Source organism: Croceitalea marina, assembly GCF_042684265.1.
Classification (GTDB): Bacteria; Bacteroidota; Bacteroidia; order Flavobacteriales; family Flavobacteriaceae; genus Croceitalea; species Croceitalea marina.
The window spans coordinates 63,571-79,842 of sequence record NZ_JBHULB010000079.1 but is presented as its reverse complement, the minus strand read 5'-3'; the positions used below and the strand labels follow the sequence as shown (position 1 = coordinate 79,842).

General features: G+C 36.7%; 14 protein-coding genes. 5 read left to right on the top strand and 9 right to left on the bottom strand.

What is annotated here, in order from left to right; all coding sequences use genetic code 11:
* Positions 1 to 11: 11 nt before the first annotated feature.
* Both ACFSQJ_RS16245 and ACFSQJ_RS16240 read right to left on the bottom strand, forming a co-directional pair.
* Positions 12 to 743, bottom strand: a complete 732-nt coding sequence (locus ACFSQJ_RS16245) for a LytR/AlgR family response regulator transcription factor (RefSeq protein WP_377768017.1) — start codon at positions 741 to 743, stop codon at positions 12 to 14.
* A complete protein-coding gene (locus tag ACFSQJ_RS16240; RefSeq protein ID WP_377768016.1) occupies positions 743 to 2,941 on the bottom strand; it encodes a tetratricopeptide repeat-containing sensor histidine kinase in 2,199 nt (732 codons plus the stop codon). The genes ACFSQJ_RS16245 and ACFSQJ_RS16240 overlap by 1 nt, the downstream gene beginning before the upstream one ends.
* 207 nt (positions 2,942 to 3,148) lie before the next feature.
* On the opposite strand from ACFSQJ_RS16240, the gene ACFSQJ_RS16235 reads away from it, so the two are divergent.
* On the top strand, positions 3,149 to 4,333 hold the full coding sequence (locus ACFSQJ_RS16235) for a VWA domain-containing protein (protein WP_377768015.1): 1,185 nt from the start codon (positions 3,149 to 3,151) through the stop codon (positions 4,331 to 4,333).
* Positions 4,334 to 4,379: 46 nt separating this feature from the next.
* Here ACFSQJ_RS16235 and ACFSQJ_RS16230 read toward each other — a convergent pair whose 3' ends face one another.
* Complete coding sequence (locus ACFSQJ_RS16230; RefSeq protein WP_377768014.1) at positions 4,380 to 5,402, bottom strand: PorP/SprF family type IX secretion system membrane protein; 1,023 nt, start codon at positions 5,400 to 5,402, stop codon at positions 4,380 to 4,382.
* Between the two features lie 123 nt (positions 5,403 to 5,525).
* Here ACFSQJ_RS16230 and ACFSQJ_RS16225 point away from each other — a divergent pair, with 123 nt between their 5' ends.
* The 4 genes from ACFSQJ_RS16225 to ACFSQJ_RS16210 all read left to right on the top strand — a co-directional run bounded on the left by ACFSQJ_RS16225 (position 5,526) and on the right by ACFSQJ_RS16210 (position 9,766).
* Complete coding sequence (locus ACFSQJ_RS16225; RefSeq protein ID WP_377768013.1) at positions 5,526 to 6,422, top strand: NifU family protein; 897 nt, start codon at positions 5,526 to 5,528, stop codon at positions 6,420 to 6,422.
* Positions 6,423 to 6,492: 70 nt separating this feature from the next.
* The gene (locus tag ACFSQJ_RS16220; RefSeq protein ID WP_377768012.1) at positions 6,493 to 6,693 is read left to right on the top strand and encodes a dodecin family protein; all 201 of its coding nucleotides are present in this window, start codon (positions 6,493 to 6,495) and stop codon (positions 6,691 to 6,693) included.
* A 132-nt stretch (positions 6,694 to 6,825) separates the two neighbouring features.
* The gene (locus ACFSQJ_RS16215; RefSeq protein WP_377768011.1) at positions 6,826 to 8,853 is read left to right on the top strand and encodes a thioredoxin domain-containing protein; all 2,028 of its coding nucleotides are present in this window, start codon (positions 6,826 to 6,828) and stop codon (positions 8,851 to 8,853) included.
* 91 nt (positions 8,854 to 8,944) lie between these two features.
* A complete protein-coding gene (locus ACFSQJ_RS16210) occupies positions 8,945 to 9,766 on the top strand; it encodes a mechanosensitive ion channel family protein (protein ID WP_377768010.1) in 822 nt (273 codons plus the stop codon).
* Between the two features lie 2 nt (positions 9,767 to 9,768).
* On the opposite strand, the gene tsaB is transcribed toward ACFSQJ_RS16210, so the two are convergent.
* From tsaB to ACFSQJ_RS16180, 6 genes are read right to left on the bottom strand one after another with little or no spacing between them, the layout of a single operon-like run.
* Positions 9,769 to 10,443 (bottom strand): tRNA (adenosine(37)-N6)-threonylcarbamoyltransferase complex dimerization subunit type 1 TsaB, encoded by a 675-nt coding sequence (gene tsaB / locus ACFSQJ_RS16205; RefSeq protein WP_377768009.1) that lies wholly within the window; start codon positions 10,441 to 10,443, stop codon positions 9,769 to 9,771.
* Positions 10,444 to 10,463: 20 nt separating this feature from the next.
* The gene (locus tag ACFSQJ_RS16200) at positions 10,464 to 11,852 is read right to left on the bottom strand and encodes a TolC family protein (protein WP_377768008.1); all 1,389 of its coding nucleotides are present in this window, start codon (positions 11,850 to 11,852) and stop codon (positions 10,464 to 10,466) included.
* Positions 11,853 to 11,883: 31 nt separating this feature from the next.
* Positions 11,884 to 13,032, bottom strand: coding sequence for an efflux RND transporter periplasmic adaptor subunit (locus tag ACFSQJ_RS16195; protein ID WP_377768007.1), 1,149 nt, complete (start codon positions 13,030 to 13,032; stop codon positions 11,884 to 11,886).
* A 34-nt stretch (positions 13,033 to 13,066) separates the two neighbouring features.
* Positions 13,067 to 14,329, bottom strand: coding sequence for an ABC transporter permease (locus ACFSQJ_RS16190; RefSeq protein ID WP_377768006.1), 1,263 nt, complete (start codon positions 14,327 to 14,329; stop codon positions 13,067 to 13,069).
* 1 nt (position 14,330) lies between these two features.
* Positions 14,331 to 15,566: an ABC transporter permease gene (locus ACFSQJ_RS16185; RefSeq protein ID WP_377768005.1), complete on the bottom strand. Its 1,236-nt coding sequence runs from the start codon at positions 15,564 to 15,566 to the stop codon at positions 14,331 to 14,333.
* Entirely contained in the window at positions 15,556 to 16,260 is a 705-nt protein-coding gene (locus ACFSQJ_RS16180) for an ABC transporter ATP-binding protein (protein ID WP_377768004.1), read from the bottom strand. Before ACFSQJ_RS16180 ends, ACFSQJ_RS16185 begins: the two co-directional genes overlap by 11 nt.
* Positions 16,261 to 16,272: the final 12 nt, after the last annotated feature.

Here is a 16,272-nt window from a genome sequence, read left to right as displayed (position 1 = left end):
AACTCGATATTTTATTTAAAATAGGAAAGTAATTCTGATTTCTTTGAGGCCGACACTGATAGTTCTTTTCCATTTGACAAAATAACGCTCCCGCCCTTGCCTTTTTTATATTTCTGAACTTCATTTACGTTTACCAAATACGATTTATGAATTCTTGCAAACGAGAATTCTTTGAGGGCTTCCTCGAAATATTTTAAAGTCTTACTGACAACAATCCGTTTTTCCTGTAAATAAATCTCCGTATAATTATCATCAGCCTTACAAAAGAAGATATCGTTTACATCTAAAACCTGAAAACCATCTTGTTGCGGCAAGGTAATCTTTCCTTCGGCTTTTTTTAGTTTGGTTTGGAGCACCTTGCCCTCAAGTGCATTCTCTCTTTCCTTTATTTCAACAACATAATCAACTGCCTTGACCAGCTCATCAATATTAATGGGCTTCATCAAGTAATATGCCGCATGATTGTTCAATGCATCCATCGCATATTGATTATACGCCGTGACAAAAACCGTCTCAAAAGTTCTATCGGGAACTTGATCTAGTAAATCAAAAGCATTACCAAAAGGCATTTCAACATCCAAAAAAACCAAATCAGGTTTATGGAGTTCTATTAATTCAAGGCCTTCTTTTATGGTTGCAGCCTCTCCTTGAAGTTGTACATTTTTACAGTACTTACTTAGGTAATTCCTTAGAATTTCTCTACTATTCGCCTCGTCTTCTACAATAATCGCTTTAAGTTGCATTAGTCTTTTTTAAGCTTTAAGATTACTTTTGTACCTGTTTTATCTTCTTGTAAATCAGAAATCGATACCGCTACCTTATTCTTATACATATCGTTTAAAATGGCAATACGTTTTCTAATATTTCCCATGCCTTTCGACTTTTGCTTTTTCTGATTTTCGGTCTTCAAAGCTGCCGATTTTTTTCTACCGATACCGTTATCTAAAATTTCTATTTGAAGCAATTCATTGGTCAATTGTGCGACATTGATTTTTAAAAATCCTTTTTCTTCTTTATATCGCAATCCATGCCAAATAGCATTTTCAATATAAGGTTGCAATAGCATTGGTGGAATATCAAAAGAATTTATATCAATATCTTTTTCAATATTGACCTCATAATCGAATTTATCAGGAAAACGTGAATGCTCTAGCTTTACATAGAGCTCTAACAACTCTAACTCTTTTGCCAGAGGAATAAAATCTTCTTCTGAATTCTCTAAAACGGTACGCATCAATACCGAAAAATCACTTAAAAATCGATTTGCATTTCGCTCATCACTCTTGGCGATATAATTATTGACCGAGTTTAGGGCATTAAAAATAAAATGCGGATTCATTTGAGATCGTAACGATTTTAAGGCCAGCAAGTTGTTTGCTAATTTCTGCTGCCTGTTACTTCGGTAATAAAAGAATGCCGCTAAAGCAAAGAGCAGCATACCTAGCAAAAGGGAATAGATAATCCACTTTTGTCTTTTGTTGTTCTCTTCGAACAATTGCTGTTCGGTCAAGGCAAGGCTGTATTTGCTTTGCGAGAGTTCTCGCTCTTGTTCTAAGCTTGAAATACGGTTTTGTTTTATCGCAATTTCACGGTTGAGCCTTGCTGCGCGCGCTATCTCTTGTTCTTTTCTTATATATAGGGTATCTACCAAAGCGACATAATTTTGGTAGGTGTTATATGCTTTGGCAAAATCGCCTTTAAATTCGAAAACCTCGGATAACTTTCTAGTTGCATCTTTTTGAACTATTAAATCATCTTCACTATCTGCTTCAACAATACTTTTCTCTAAATAAGGTATTGCCTCATCTAATTTCTCTTGCGCGATATAAGCATTGGCTATTTTATAGTTGATACGTTGCGAGGTTATAGAATCGGCGTCTACAAGACCTTTATTTTTTGCTACGGCCTTTTTAGGCAACTGCCGCAACTCATTCAGACTTTTCTTCCGAAGCTGAATCTCATCTCCGTACCGATTTGATCTGTTGTAGAAGTCAGCTACTTTTTCGTTCTCTTGAATGGCTCTGGCCGGCGTTTCCTGTTTTGAGAGTTTCAATGAATTATTAAAATACCCTTCTGCCTCAATCTCGCGATTGGCCATAGCATACGTATCGGCAATTTTAGAATTTAAATCCGTAACCTTCGGAGAAACCTGATTCTTCTGGGCAATTTTTAAGCCCTCTTGATAAAACTCCAAGGCCTTACTGGTTTCCCCGAAACCTTTATGGCTATCGCCTAACTCTTCGTACAATTGAATACGTTGGTACGGAACCATCTTGCGAATTTTCAATAGGGGTTGCAACACCTCGTTTGCTTTCTCGAATTCACCTGTTTTAATGTAAGCCTCGGCCAGACCTAAGGATGTCTTGGTATTTTTCTGCGCTTTTTGAGCATCTTTAAAGTTGGTAATCGCCAAGTCATATTGTTTATGATACATGTAGATTTCACCAAGGGAACGTAGCGATTTAGCAAGTGCAGTTTTATTTGGATTATTACCCAAAGCTGAAATGGACTGTGCTACAAAATCAATACTTTTTTCAATATCAATTTTTTTATAATGTTCAGCAGAATCTAAATATGAAGTATAATTAGGGCCGGACCTCGAACCCTGCAAAGTGCTTTTAGAATTTGATGTATAATCTTCAACCTGAACACTGATGTCTTCATCAGAAGTGATACGGTGGCGCACTGTTTCAAACTCAGTGCTTTCAAAAATCAGTAAATCTCCGATACCAGCTTTAATCTTAAATTCACCTAGTGCATTTGTGGTCGCATAACTTCCTTTATCCGTAGATACTTGTACGCCAGATATTGGTGTGAAGTCTTCTTTACCCCTAACGGTTCCTTTTAATTCAAAAGTAGCGTTGGCGCGTTGTTGCACCTGTGCAAGTACACTGGTCGCGGTTAGCACTAAAAATAATATGATATAAGTCTTCTTGAACATTTTTAAATAATCAAGGTAAACTTAGTTGATTTCAATGGCTTAAAAAAATGCCAAATCCTTTAAAACCCTATAAAACAAGGCCTAAAAAAGCACTTTACGAAACTAATGAGCCAACTCACGCATTAAAAAGTCGCGTTTACTCATTCTAGATTTTTCTTTACCTATTACGGGTCTAGTTTTACTACAGAAATTAAAAAATAAAGCATAATGAAAAAACTAAATCACACATTAGCCATAGGGTTTTTTGCCCTGTCGATGAGCACGATATATGGTTGCAATTTAAAAGTTGAGAATACAAAAAATAAGCCTTTGATAGCCCAAGTCATACCTGCCGAAGATGAGAAACCTGCAAAACAGTATGTAAAAATAGCATTGCTTTTAGATACAAGTAATAGCATGGACGGACTTATAAATCAAGCAAAAGCACAACTTTGGGACATCGTAAACGAGTTTACATATGCCAAATGTGGCAATGAAGCGAGACCAAGTTTACAAATCGCCTTGTACGAATATGGTAATGATGACATTTCGGCACGAGAAGGATATATCAGACAGGTAATCGGTTTTAGTAGTGATTTAGATGAGATATCAGAAAAACTGTTCTCGCTTACCACTAATGGTGGAGAAGAATTTTGTGGGCAGGTAATAAACAATTCATTAAAACAATTGGATTGGGGCAAGAACGCAGATGACCTTAAAATGATATTTATTGCCGGTAATGAACCTTTTACACAAGGTAGGCTTGATTATAAAGATGCCACTTCACAGGCTAAAGAAAAAGACGTTATTGTTAATACCATATTTTGTGGAAACTACGATCAAGGCGTAGGCAGCAAATGGAAAAATGGCGCCGAGTTAACCGGAGGTGAATATATGGCAATAGACCATAATCGTCAGGTAGTACACGTTGCTACACCATATGATGATATAATCATCCAATTAAACTCGAAACTGAACAAAACGTATGTTAGTTATGGTTATGCAGGAGCAAGAAAAATGGCAGTACAGGCAGAGCAAGATGTAAACGCCTATGAAATGAATGAAAGCGTGGCCCTAAAAAGAGCGGTTAGCAAGAGTTCAAAACTTTACAATAATTCTAGTTGGGATTTAGTCGATGCCGCCGAAGACGAAGAATTTAGGGTATCTGAACTTAGAAAAGAAGATTTGCCGAAAGAACTACAGGCAAAATCGGTAAAAGAAATCGAAAAATACATTGATGATAAAAAAGTAGAACGTGCTAAGATTCAAAGTGAAATTCAAGAATTGAATAAAAAACGAGAAGCTTATATCGCTAAAAATCAGAAAGAAGAAAAGGGTGAGCTTGAAAGTGCTCTTTTAAGAGCCATTAAAACTCAAGCCGCCAAGAAAAATTACAAATGGGATAAGAAGTAAGCAGCTTACAATTAATCAAAAGGCCTATCTTAAAAGATGGGCTTTTTTAGTTGTTAGCAGCCGGGCAGTAACAATCGTAACGTTTTTCATTACTCTGACCTATATCATAGCCAAGTGTAATCTGATGAAAACCGCCACTATCAAATCGTATATCGCCCGATTGATAAGAATAGTTATAAGAGAACATGAAGTTTTTATAGTTCACCCCTACAATCGGTGTAAATAACTGCAAACGCTGTTCTCGAAAAGTTCCGTTCTGAATAAACTGAGCGCCGTCAAAACTCCTCCTGTAAGAGAGACCACCCCAAATTACGGTGTCGTCACCTATATCTCTATACGCCTTCGCATTGATATCTACCGTTTTTTCTTCTGTGAATTCGGTAAGTTGAAAAAGCACTGAAGGCTCAAGCCTGGTTCTTCCTTTTCCGAATACGTAACCTGCAGATATCAGGTATCTTCTCAGATTATCGATAACGGGTACATTGTCAGGGTCTGCCCTACCTATTCGATACAAATTTCGTTGAGATGCAAGCACATTTTGCACAGCAAAATGAGCGTAAAACTCAAAATAATTATACGACATTCCTAAGTCTACGTTATAATAACTTGCAGTTGTTTTGACCCCTCTAACTGCCGGGTCCGGATTCACAGACCTAAATTCGGTTTCATCTAAACTACTAAGCAATATTGTTCCGCTCAAACCAAAAGACAACTGATTTAATGTTCTAAAATCTCCGCCCAACTGTAAATGATGGGCATAGGTCGCTTTAAAACCTGACTGAGAATGAAAACCATTGGCATCATTAAAAAGAATGCCCCCTATTCCACTGTTCTGACCTACCCTAAAATTTGCATTAAAAGTTTGCAGGCTCGGTGCGTTCTCAACATCAAACCATTGCTTGCGTGCCGTAAGCCGTATTTTTCCACCCTCGCCAATACCCGCCATTGAAGGATATACCAAATAATAATTATCAGATAGGTAATCGAAGTACACAGGAATACCTTCTTGAGACCACGATTTAGAGCAAAAAAATAACGTAAAAAGTATGAGCAGTAGCAGACGTTTCATAAATTGTTTGGGGCTAAGTGTTCTGTTGCTAGATGATTAATCATATAAATAACGCTATTAAAACCACATTATTATATATTTTCTGCGTGGTTTTTACTTTGTACTTTTGTTCAAATTTTTGCAATGAAAGAATACAATATTACAGTAATCGAAACGAATAACCCTGCAATTTTAAAGTTTGAGGCCAATCATTTTTTAGTAAAGCAGAATTATGAGTTTAAAAATATAGATGAGGCTAAAAATTCTCCTTTGGCACAGCAGCTCTTTTATCTACCTTTTATAAAAACCGTATACATTTCTGGGAATTTTATAGCCATGGAGCGTTTTGACATTGTAGAATGGAACGATGTGAAAGATGAAGTAGCGCAGCAATTGGCAGAATACCTAAACGCTGGCGAACCCGTTGTTCTAGAAGAAGAGACCTCTAAAAAAGCAGCGGTAACGGTATACGCAGAGGTTACGCCAAACCCTGCAGTTATGAAGTATGTTGCCAACAAGGTAATCGTACCGGCAATTTTTGAATTCAAAAATATAGACGAGGCAAAAGATTCAGAGTTGGCCAAACAGCTTTTTCACTTTCCCTATGTAAAAGAAGTTTTTATAGATAAAAATTATGTTTCGATTACCAAATATGAAGTAGCCGATTGGAATGAAATATCTATGGAACTTCGCGAATTTATCCGTGAGTACCTTGCTGACAATAAAGAGGTAGTTTCAGAAGGGGCTTTGGCAAAAGAAGCCGACAAAACATCGGAAACAACGGCGAAAACAACTTATGACAATACCTCACAGCAAATTATAGATATTCTAGAGGAGTATGTAAAACCTGCCGTAGCAAGTGACGGAGGCAATATTCTTTTTCAATCTTATGAGGAAGAAAGTAAAACCGTAAACGTAATACTTCAAGGAGCCTGTAGTGGTTGCCCGTCATCAACATTCACCCTTAAAAATGGCATCGAAACCATGTTAAAAAACATGATGGGCGATAAGGTAAACGAAGTAGTTGCCCTAAATGGATGATTTTTAGTTTTCTTTAAGCAGGTTCTTCTCTTTTATTTATTAAATTGAGGAAAATTAAAAAACATTAACTATGGCAATTTTAAAAGTAATAGAAGTTTTAGCGAATTCTGACAAAGGTTGGGAAGATGCCACGGCAAAAGCTGTAGCGCAGGCATCCAAATCTGTAAAAAATATTCGCTCGGTTTATTTAAACGAACAAAGCGCGACGGTAAATGATGGTAAAATTGATGACTATCGTGTTAATGTCAAAATTACTTTCGAAGTAAAGTAATCGGTCTTAAAAATTAATAGCGTCCGTATTTGGGCGCTTTTTTTATGTCAAAAAGTGAGTATGCAAAGAGTTTCTCTTATAGTTTTAGTTGTTTCATTTTTATTGAACGGGTGCGCCAAAAAAAAAGAAGAAATGAGTCATAAATATACCAATGCCCTAATCAATGAGACTAGTCCATATTTGCTTCAACATGCGCACAACCCGGTAAATTGGGAAGCTTGGCATCCAGAGGTATTAAAAAGAGCTGCAGAAGAAAACAAGCCTTTATTGATTAGTATTGGGTATGCCGCCTGTCACTGGTGCCATGTAATGGAACATGAATGCTTTGAAGATGAGGAGGTTGCAAAAATGATGAACGAAAATTTCATTAATATAAAGATTGATAGAGAAGAACGACCAGATGTAGACCAGATATATATGGACGCTATTCAAATGATGACGGGTAACGGAGGTTGGCCACTCAATATCGTAGCACTACCGGATGGAAGGCCATTTTGGGGCGCAACTTATCTACCAAAGCATAATTGGGTAAAATCATTAGAACAGCTCATAGAACTGTACAAAACAAATCCTGATAAAATATTGGGTTATGCAGATGATCTAGAAAGAGGCATAAAAGCTATAAATCTTGTTGAAAACAAAGAAGAAACCGTTTCTTACTCACTCGAACAGCTTAGTAGCGCAGTAGAGAATTGGGCAACTTATTTTGACACCTTTTTAGGGGGGTATAAAAGAGCGCCTAAGTTCATGATGCCCAATAATATTGATTTCTTGTTGCATTATGGCACTTCACAAAAAGATGAAAAGATTCTCGAATATGTGAATACCACACTCACCAGAATGGCCTATGGCGGTATTTTTGACCATGTAGGCGGAGGCTTTTCACGTTATTCCGTTGATACCAAATGGCATGTTCCTCATTTTGAAAAAATGCTCTATGACAATGGACAATTGATCAGCTTGTATTCAAAAGCCTATGCAGTAACAAAAAATGATCTCTATAAGAAAACTGCCGAAGAAAGCATCGCCTTTGCACTAGAAGAATTAGCCGATGAAAATGGCGGGTTTTATTCGTCTTTAGATGCTGACAGTTTAGACGAAAACAATGATTTGGAAGAAGGTGCCTACTATGTTTGGACGGCAGAAGAACTCCAAACCATATTAAAGGCCGATTTTGAAATCTTTAAAGACTATTTCAACATCAATTCATATGGCCAGTGGGAAGAAAATTATGTTTTGATACGAGATAAATCCGATAAGGATATTGCCGAAAAACACAATATTTCTGTTACTGCACTTAAAGAAAAAATTGATAACAGTTTAGGCATTTTAAAACAAGAACGTACTAAACGTGAAAAACCACGATTAGATGACAAGATTTTAACCTCATGGAACGGGTTAATGCTTCAAGGTTTGGTAGATGCCTATCGTTATCTTGGTGATAAAAGCTATTTAGAGTTAGCACTCAAAAATGCCACTTTCATTCAAACCAAAATGAAAAAAGCAGACGGGGGACTTTATAGAAACCACAAAAAAGGAAAGAGTAACATTAATGGGTTTTTAGAAGATTACGCTTCGGTAATAGAAGCATACATTTCACTTTATGAAGTCACTTTTGATATTAAATGGCTAAAAGAGGCCCAACAACTTACAGATTATACCATTGTTCATTTTCAAGACACGGATAGTAAGTTGTTTTATTTTACTTCTGATGAAGACGATTCACTAATTAGAAGAAGCATAGAAACCAATGACAATGTTATCTCTGCATCCAATTCTATTATGGGCAAAAACCTTTTAAAGCTTCATAAAGTCTATATGGATAAAGGCTATGGCGATTTAGCGAACGAAATGCTTAAAAATGTACAGGGTAATTTTGATCAAAATGCACAGAGCTATTCCAATTGGTTGCATTTAGTGCTTTACAAGCAGCAAAACTTTTATGAAATAGCGATTGTAGGCGATGACTACAAAAGTATTGGTAGAGAAATAGCCCAGAACTACCTGCCCAATAGTATTTTGGTAGGTTCGCCTGAAGAAGGGCCCATAGAACTGCTCGAGAACAGGTATAGTGAAGGAGAAACCTTGATTTATGTATGTATTGAAGGAACCTGTAAGTTGCCGGTACAAAGTGCGGAAGAAGTGTTAAAACAACTTTAAAATCGTTTGAAACATTAACCAAAGTTTAGACTTATTTTTTTGACTTGATTTTCTCATTTTCTTAGGTTGTCTTGATAACAATAAAAACACTATGAAAGAATTAACAGATTTACAGGCCCATTTAGACAATGCCATAGATTGGATATGGAAGTTACTCCCCAATTTAGTCTTGGCCATTTTATTGCTAATAGTTGGTCTTTGGGTTGTGAAATTTTTAAACCGGATGGTTCGAAAGTTTTTTGAAAAGAAAGACTACGACCAAACCTTAGAGACATTTTTACAGAGTTTTATCAGCATCACCTTAAAGATTGTACTATTTGTACTTGTGGTAACCCAACTAGGGGTAAAAACCTCCTCTTTGGTCGCGATGTTGGGTGCCGCAGGGCTGGCAATTGGGTTGGCACTTCAAGGATCTTTGGCCAATTTCGCCGGTGGCGTTTTAATATTGTTGTTCAAACCTTTTAAAGTGGGCGATTTTATTTCTGCACAAGGGGTAGATGGCACCGTAAAAGAAATTTCTATTTTCAATACCAAGCTTACCACCTTTGGAAATCAATTGGCCATAGTGCCGAACGGACAGCTTTCTAACGGAAATGTCATAAACTATAATGCAGAACCCATAAGACGGGAAAACTATACCGTAGGCATTGGCTATGGTTCTAATATAAAAACAGCCAAAGAGATTTTACTACAAATATGCGCCGATAATGATTCCATATTAACCGAGCCTGCTCCTGAAGTTTATGTTGGTTCCCTGGGGGATAGTTCAGTTAATCTGTCCTTACGATTTTGGGCAAAGAATGAGGATTTTTGGCAGGCCAAATTCTATGTTCACGAAGAATCTAAATTACGTTTTGACGAAGCCGGAATTGAAATTCCATTTCCTCAACGTGTTATGCATAGTATTAAGTAAAACTATTTTTTCTTTGTTTGAAGGATAAAGTCCTTTAAATAATAAGGTTCGAAGTAGGCGACATCTTCAAAGTCGTTTGCTTTGAATTTTTTTTGTGCCAATTTTGCCATTTCTCTAGATGAGGGAAAGGCTTCTTTATAAAATTGAAAATTTGAATGACTCAGAACTTCTTGACATTTTTCAGCCCCGCTCCCAATAATATGAACTTTCTTAAAGCCTGAGTAATGGGCAAATGAATTTTCATCAATAATCTCGGCCTTGGTCTCTCTAATTTCATGATATGCATCATCAAAAACACAAGAGTAGACCTCCATTCTTCGCGCATCCAAAACCGGAATGACAATCTCATTTGGCTCAATATGAAGTTGGTTTGCCATACTTTCTAAAGTTGGAACAGAAATTAACGGCAAGTCCAGTGAAAAACATAGGCCTTTTGCCGCAGACACTCCAATTCTTAATCCTGTGTATGAGCCTGGGCCTTTACTTACTGCAATAGCATCGATATCTGAAAATGAAAAAGAAGCCTCCTCTAAGGCTTCTTTTATGAATATGTGTAATTGCTCTGAATGCGAATAATTAGGCGTATTTTCCTCTTTAACGCTAACTAGCTTACCATCTACGGAAATGCTCACTGAGCAATTCGTAGTTGCGGTTTCTAAGTTTATTATTTTGGCCATAACGACCGCAAAGATAACCCTTAGTTCAATGAAATTGGAAGACCGAAATAGAACTCTAGTATTTTCAGTCTAAAAATATAATCATATTTAGTTCTTATCAAATCTGCTTCTGCATTATCAACTCTTGCCTGTGCTTGGCTAAAATCAAAAGAGTTCATCAAACCAACATCAAAACGCTCTTTCGCATAATCATAAGCCAGTCTACGTGCCTCCAGAGTCTTTGAAGCAGCTTCATATGCCTTTTCAAAGGTACCGACATCTACATAGGCTTGCTGAACGGTAGCCTCTAGTGCTAATTTATCTTGCTCGAATTGCAGTTCTGCTCTCTCTAAAGAAATTTTTGATCTTTTGACTCCATTTTTCGTGCTCCATCCGTTAAAAATTGGAACATTCAATTGAAAGCCGTAAGAAATGCCATCATTTAACCAAAGTTGATCAATAAATTCTTCCCTAAAAAATTCTGGTAACATTGTGTTAGGATTTATTATTGGCTGACCTGTTTGAGGGTCTCTGACTACTTGAAATTGATTACTATAAAAAGTGTTATACCTAAAGAAAGCCCCTAAAGTTGGATAATTTGCGCCTTTAGCAATTTCTAAATCTTTTTTTGCCAAGTCTACAGTAGCTTCAGAAAATTTTATATCATTTCTAAAACCAAGAGCTTTGTCAAAAATCACTTTGGCAGAATTATTTAAAATGTCAGAGGGTGGTACTGCAAAACTCTCATCAGCAATATCAAAGTTTTCATAATCCGTAATCTGTAATAACTGCGCAAGGTTTACCCTAGAGATTAAAACCAAGCTTTCACCATTTACAATCTGTTGTTCTTGATTTGCAGCTGTCGCCTCAATTTCCAATAAATCGCCCCTTGGTGACACCCCGGATTCTACTAGTTCTTTGGTGCGTTTTAAATCTTGTTCCGTCACTGCATATTGAGCTTTAAACACTTTTAATTGCTCTTTACTTGATAAAACTTGTAAATAGGCATTGGCTACATTTAAGCGGATATCATCTTTTAAATCATCCAATCGGTATTGATTTGCTATTGTATTTAATTTAGCCCTTTGAAGCCTTTTAACATTTCTTAATCCATCAAACAAAGTAATGTTTGATGATAAACTTGGTGAAACTGAGAATATAGTTCCAGAAACATTACTATTACTATTAGGATCAACCACTAAACCTGATCTTTCTGAAATATTACTATTTGCATTAAAATCTGGCAAGAATCCTCCGATTGCATCCGATTTATCAATTTTGGCGTTTTCTAAATCCAATTCAAACTGTTCAATAGTAAGGTTATTGTCAACAGCATATGTAACACACTCTTCAAGTGTCCATTTCTTCATTTGTCCGTTAACGGAAAATAAAGATCCTATGATTAGTAGTAAGGTTAACGTATGTCTCATTCGTTTTTTGATTTTTCGGTTTGTAAATTGGTTATTCGGCAGTTTCTTCAGAGTCCTCTTCCTCATCTTCCTCTAAACCTTTTTTAATAGGCTCTGTTTTATTCCATTGTTTAACCTTATCGTCTTTTTCAAGGCCAGAAACAATTTCTACGTTTACCCCATCTGAAATTCCTATTTCTATGTCTCTACGCTCAAATTGCTGCTCTCCAGTCGCAATTTCCACATAAGGTTTATTGGTAGATTTATCGAATTGAAGTAACGCTTCAGGAATAACCAAAATACTATCCTTTTTCTCAAGAATTAAAGAGGCATTGGCACTGTAACCGGCACGTATCATTACACTTTCGTCAACTTTTACATCACCTTCTATCTTAAACTGTACCGCACCAGCTTCTTCAACTCCTTTTGGTGCAATAAACTTAAGGTTCGCGTCAAATTTCTTATCACTAATTGCGCCTAAACTTATCTCTAAAGGCATTCCAACTTCCAACTTCCCTACTTCACCTTCATCGACTTTACCTTCAAAAATCATTTTACTCAAATCTGCTATTGATGCAATAGTAGTACCATCGTTGAAGTTATTACTTTGTATTACCTGATCACCTTCCTCGACTGGTATTTCTAAAATGGTTCCATCCACTGTAGCTCTAATGTTTGTATTAGCACTAGATGACCCACCTGCTGAACCCCGTCTAATGATCTGATAATCTGCTCGAGCATTTTTAACCTCTTGCTGTGCCTGATTATAGGTTAAAGCCAAATTATTAAAATCTTGACTCGAAATCACCCCTTTATCAAAAAGCGTTTTGTTTCTGTCATATTCGATTTTAGCGTTATTTAAGGCCAGTTCGGCATTTCTTACACGGCCATTAGCCTGATTTAAGGCTTGCTCATTAGGAACTACTTTAATTACGGCGATTAAATCACCTGCTTTTACCGTAACACCTTCTTCTAAATAAATTTTGTCTATGATACCCGAAATTTGAGGTTTTATCTCAACTTCGTCTTCAGGTATGACCTTTCCGGTAGCAACAGTTTTCTTCTCGATACTGGATATAAAAGGATTGTGGGTTTCGTATTCAATAGCAGACTTACCATTGGACTTCACAAAAAAAGCTGCAGCCCATAAAGCACCGAGTATCAATACCCCAAGTCCTACCCATTTTAAAATTTTCTTCATTTTATGTCAATTTAGTTTTATAGTTGTTATTTAGTTATTCTTCTCTTAGAGCATCTATTGGTCTTATGCTTACAGCTCTTTGAGCCGGAATTAATCCTATTAGCACACCGAGAACGACCATTAATAAAAGTGACCCTATCACATATGGTATTGGCACCGTTGGATTAGCATAGGGGAAGTCTCCACCTTTGGTCAAGGTATCAATTATTTTAAGCGTTAATGCGCCAAATATGATACCTATAATACCTGCTAATAGGGTTAGTGTTAGTGCTTCAATAATAATTTGATTACGCACTTCAGAAGGGGTCGCACCCAATGCGCGTCTAACCCCTAATTCTTTGGTGCGCTCTTTAACGGAGATCAATAAAATGTTACCAATACCGATAACCCCTGCAAGAATACAAGCAATGCCTACTATTAATGATAAGAAGGTCATACCACTAGAAAAGCCCATAATCTTATTAAAAATTTCACCAAGGTTAAAAGAACCGAAAGCTCTTTCATCTTTTGGGCTTACATTGTGTATACTTCGTAAAGTAGCTTTGATATCTTCCTCGACCTTCACAACATCTGCATCATCATAAGCAGCAATGGTAAGCCAAGAAACATTATCTCCCGTATTATATAATTTTTTAAATGTAGCAAAGGGTATGTAGATATCGCTATCACTTTCGAAACCGCCACCCGGAGTAAACTTGTGCACGCCAACTACCTGAAAATAGATGTTATCGATTCTAATATAACCTCCTATAGGGTCTTCATCTTCTTCAAACAATTCCTTTTGCGTACGCTCACCTATTACACATACTTTTCTTGCTTGCTCAATGTCTTCATCATTGATAAAACGACCCCCATCATAGATTTTCTTTGTGGCTATATCTGCAAAATCAGGAAAATCGCCATATACGGCATAATTTCCAGACTTCAACCCTCTTGTAATAATGCCAGGATTAGAACCAAAGATGCCTTTAACATTACGCGGGGCGATTGTTTCAATTTCTGGAACTCTATTATAGAGCACTTCAACGTCTCCTAATTTTAGTTGTATTTGACGCCCCGTTTTAAAACCTGCATAAGGTATACTTGTTCGTTGCCCCCAAGCAAATAGGCTATTTTTTGCTATAGTCTCAAACTGACGCTCAAAACCGTTATCCAAACCTTTTGAAGCCCCTGACAAGCCAATATAAATATAGATTCCTACAAAAACCCCTATCATAGTTAAGAAAGTCCGCAATTTATTCTTTCGAATAGACTGAAAAATTTCTTGCCAAGTATTTCCGTCGAATAGTTGTTTCATTTTACTCGTCTCTTAAAGCTACTATAGGTTTAATTTTAGCTGCTCTTCTTGCAGGAAGATATCCTGCAGCTGCTCCAAAAACTATTAATAGTATGGTTACAAAAATGGCATTAGTGATATTAATCTCTGGGTTGGTAATGAAATAGTCATCTTCCAAAGTTTTACCCCCTATTGACCTCAATACAAAAATCCCAATCAGCAATCCAACAAATCCAGAAATCGTGGTAATAAATATGGCTTCAAAAATAACTCCATTGGTTACCCTTCTTGGGGTAGCTCCTAAAGCTTTACGAATACCAATTTCCTTAGTACGTTCTTTTACCATGAACACCATGATGTTGCCAATACCAATCATACCAGAGATGATTACGGCAAAAGCAATTATTGAAATTATGGTCTGCAAAACCCCTGCGAATTGCTGGTTCTGTTTAAACTGATCAGCCACGTTTCTTATAAAAATACCATTAGGGTCGCTTGGGCTAATAATCTTTTTATTTCGGATGAATTTATCAAGTTTCCCTTCAAAAGCCATCGCCCCCGCATATCCAATTTCTGGCTTAAAAGCCAATATAATCTGGTCTATTTTATCGTTATTCTTTTCTATAAGTTGTCTTGTAGTATATGGAATATAAATATTACGTTCTTCGTTATCGCCACCATCATCTTGAAAAACACCGATAACTTTAAAGACACTACCACTAACATCTATAAACTTCCCTATTGATTCCTCTCCTTTAAAAAGGTCTTGTTCTACAAGCCTTCCAATAACGGCATACTTCGTTTTTTGAATAATATCGGTCTCATTCAAATAGCGCCCTTTCATAATTATGGTTTTTTCCGCAAAAAGATGTGCAGGGGCCACTGCTCTTGTAGTATAATTATCAGATTCTTCTTTATAAGTCACCGATGCTCCTCTAGATATACGAGGTGTTATGTACTCTAAGAACATAGGGAAATTTTCGGCTATATCTACTAGATCATCGTTTTCGAATTCTATTCTTCTATTCGCTTTATATCCCTTAAAAGGAACTGTTGTTCTACCGGGGAATACAAAAAAGACATTTTGGGCATCATCATTAAAAAACTTTGCAAAGGTGTTTTTTAAACCATTGCCCATTCCGAACAGCACCACATAGATAAAAATACCCAACGCCACTGTAAACCCCGTTAAAAAGGTTCGCAGTTTATTCTTGCGAATAGTTTCAAATATTTCTTTCCAAGTATCTCTACTGAACATACTCCGCTGCTCTAACTTGTTTCACTTTTTTATCTTCTACTATAACCCCATCTTTTAGATGTACAATACGTTTGCACATATGGGCAATATCTTCTTCATGCGTAACTACCAATATGGTATTACCCTCATCATTGATTTTTTGAATTAAATCCATCACTTCATACGAAGTAGTACTGTCCAAAGCTCCAGTAGGCTCATCTGCCAAAAGCACCTTAGGTTCGGCCGCCATTGCCCTTGCTATGGCAACACGTTGTTTTTGACCCCCCGAAAGTTCACTCGGCAAGTGTGTTGCCCATTCCCTTAATCCTACTCTTTCTAGATATTGTAGCGCCTTTTCTGTGCGTTCTTTTCGAGCAACCCTTTGATAGTATAAAGGAAGTGCTACATTCTCCATTGCACTCTTATAATTAATAAGATTGAACGATTGAAAAACAAAGCCTAAAAACTTATTGCGGTATTGAGCAGCTTTGGTTTCACTTAAGTTTTTGATAGGAACATTATCAAGGGTATATTCTCCTTCATCCGCTTCATCTAGCATTCCAAGAATATTTAGCAAGGTTGATTTTCCAGAACCCGAGGATCCCATGATAGCGACCAATTCGCCATCTTCTACTGAAAAATTGATTCCTTTTAAAACATGAAGGGAATTACTCCCCATTTTATAGGATTTGTGAAGATCTTTAATTTCTATCATGATGATTGGTTT

Coding starts and splice junctions, on each gene's coding strand:
- ACFSQJ_RS16245 (WP_377768017.1), bottom strand. CDS start 743: ATGCAACTTAAAGCGATTATTGTAGAAGACGAGGCGAATAGTAGAGAA.
- ACFSQJ_RS16240 (WP_377768016.1), bottom strand. CDS start 2,941: ATGTTCAAGAAGACTTATATCATATTATTTTTAGTGCTAACCGCGACC.
- ACFSQJ_RS16235 (WP_377768015.1), top strand. CDS start 3,149: ATGAAAAAACTAAATCACACATTAGCCATAGGGTTTTTTGCCCTGTCG.
- ACFSQJ_RS16230 (WP_377768014.1), bottom strand. CDS start 5,402: ATGAAACGTCTGCTACTGCTCATACTTTTTACGTTATTTTTTTGCTCT.
- ACFSQJ_RS16225 (WP_377768013.1), top strand. CDS start 5,526: ATGAAAGAATACAATATTACAGTAATCGAAACGAATAACCCTGCAATT.
- ACFSQJ_RS16220 (WP_377768012.1), top strand. CDS start 6,493: ATGGCAATTTTAAAAGTAATAGAAGTTTTAGCGAATTCTGACAAAGGT.
- ACFSQJ_RS16215 (WP_377768011.1), top strand. CDS start 6,826: ATGAGTCATAAATATACCAATGCCCTAATCAATGAGACTAGTCCATAT.
- ACFSQJ_RS16210 (WP_377768010.1), top strand. CDS start 8,945: ATGAAAGAATTAACAGATTTACAGGCCCATTTAGACAATGCCATAGAT.
- tsaB (WP_377768009.1), bottom strand. CDS start 10,443: ATGGCCAAAATAATAAACTTAGAAACCGCAACTACGAATTGCTCAGTG.
- ACFSQJ_RS16200 (WP_377768008.1), bottom strand. CDS start 11,852: ATGAGACATACGTTAACCTTACTACTAATCATAGGATCTTTATTTTCC.
- ACFSQJ_RS16195 (WP_377768007.1), bottom strand. CDS start 13,032: ATGAAGAAAATTTTAAAATGGGTAGGACTTGGGGTATTGATACTCGGT.
- ACFSQJ_RS16190 (WP_377768006.1), bottom strand. CDS start 14,329: ATGAAACAACTATTCGACGGAAATACTTGGCAAGAAATTTTTCAGTCT.
- ACFSQJ_RS16185 (WP_377768005.1), bottom strand. CDS start 15,566: ATGTTCAGTAGAGATACTTGGAAAGAAATATTTGAAACTATTCGCAAG.
- ACFSQJ_RS16180 (WP_377768004.1), bottom strand. CDS start 16,260: ATGATAGAAATTAAAGATCTTCACAAATCCTATAAAATGGGGAGTAAT.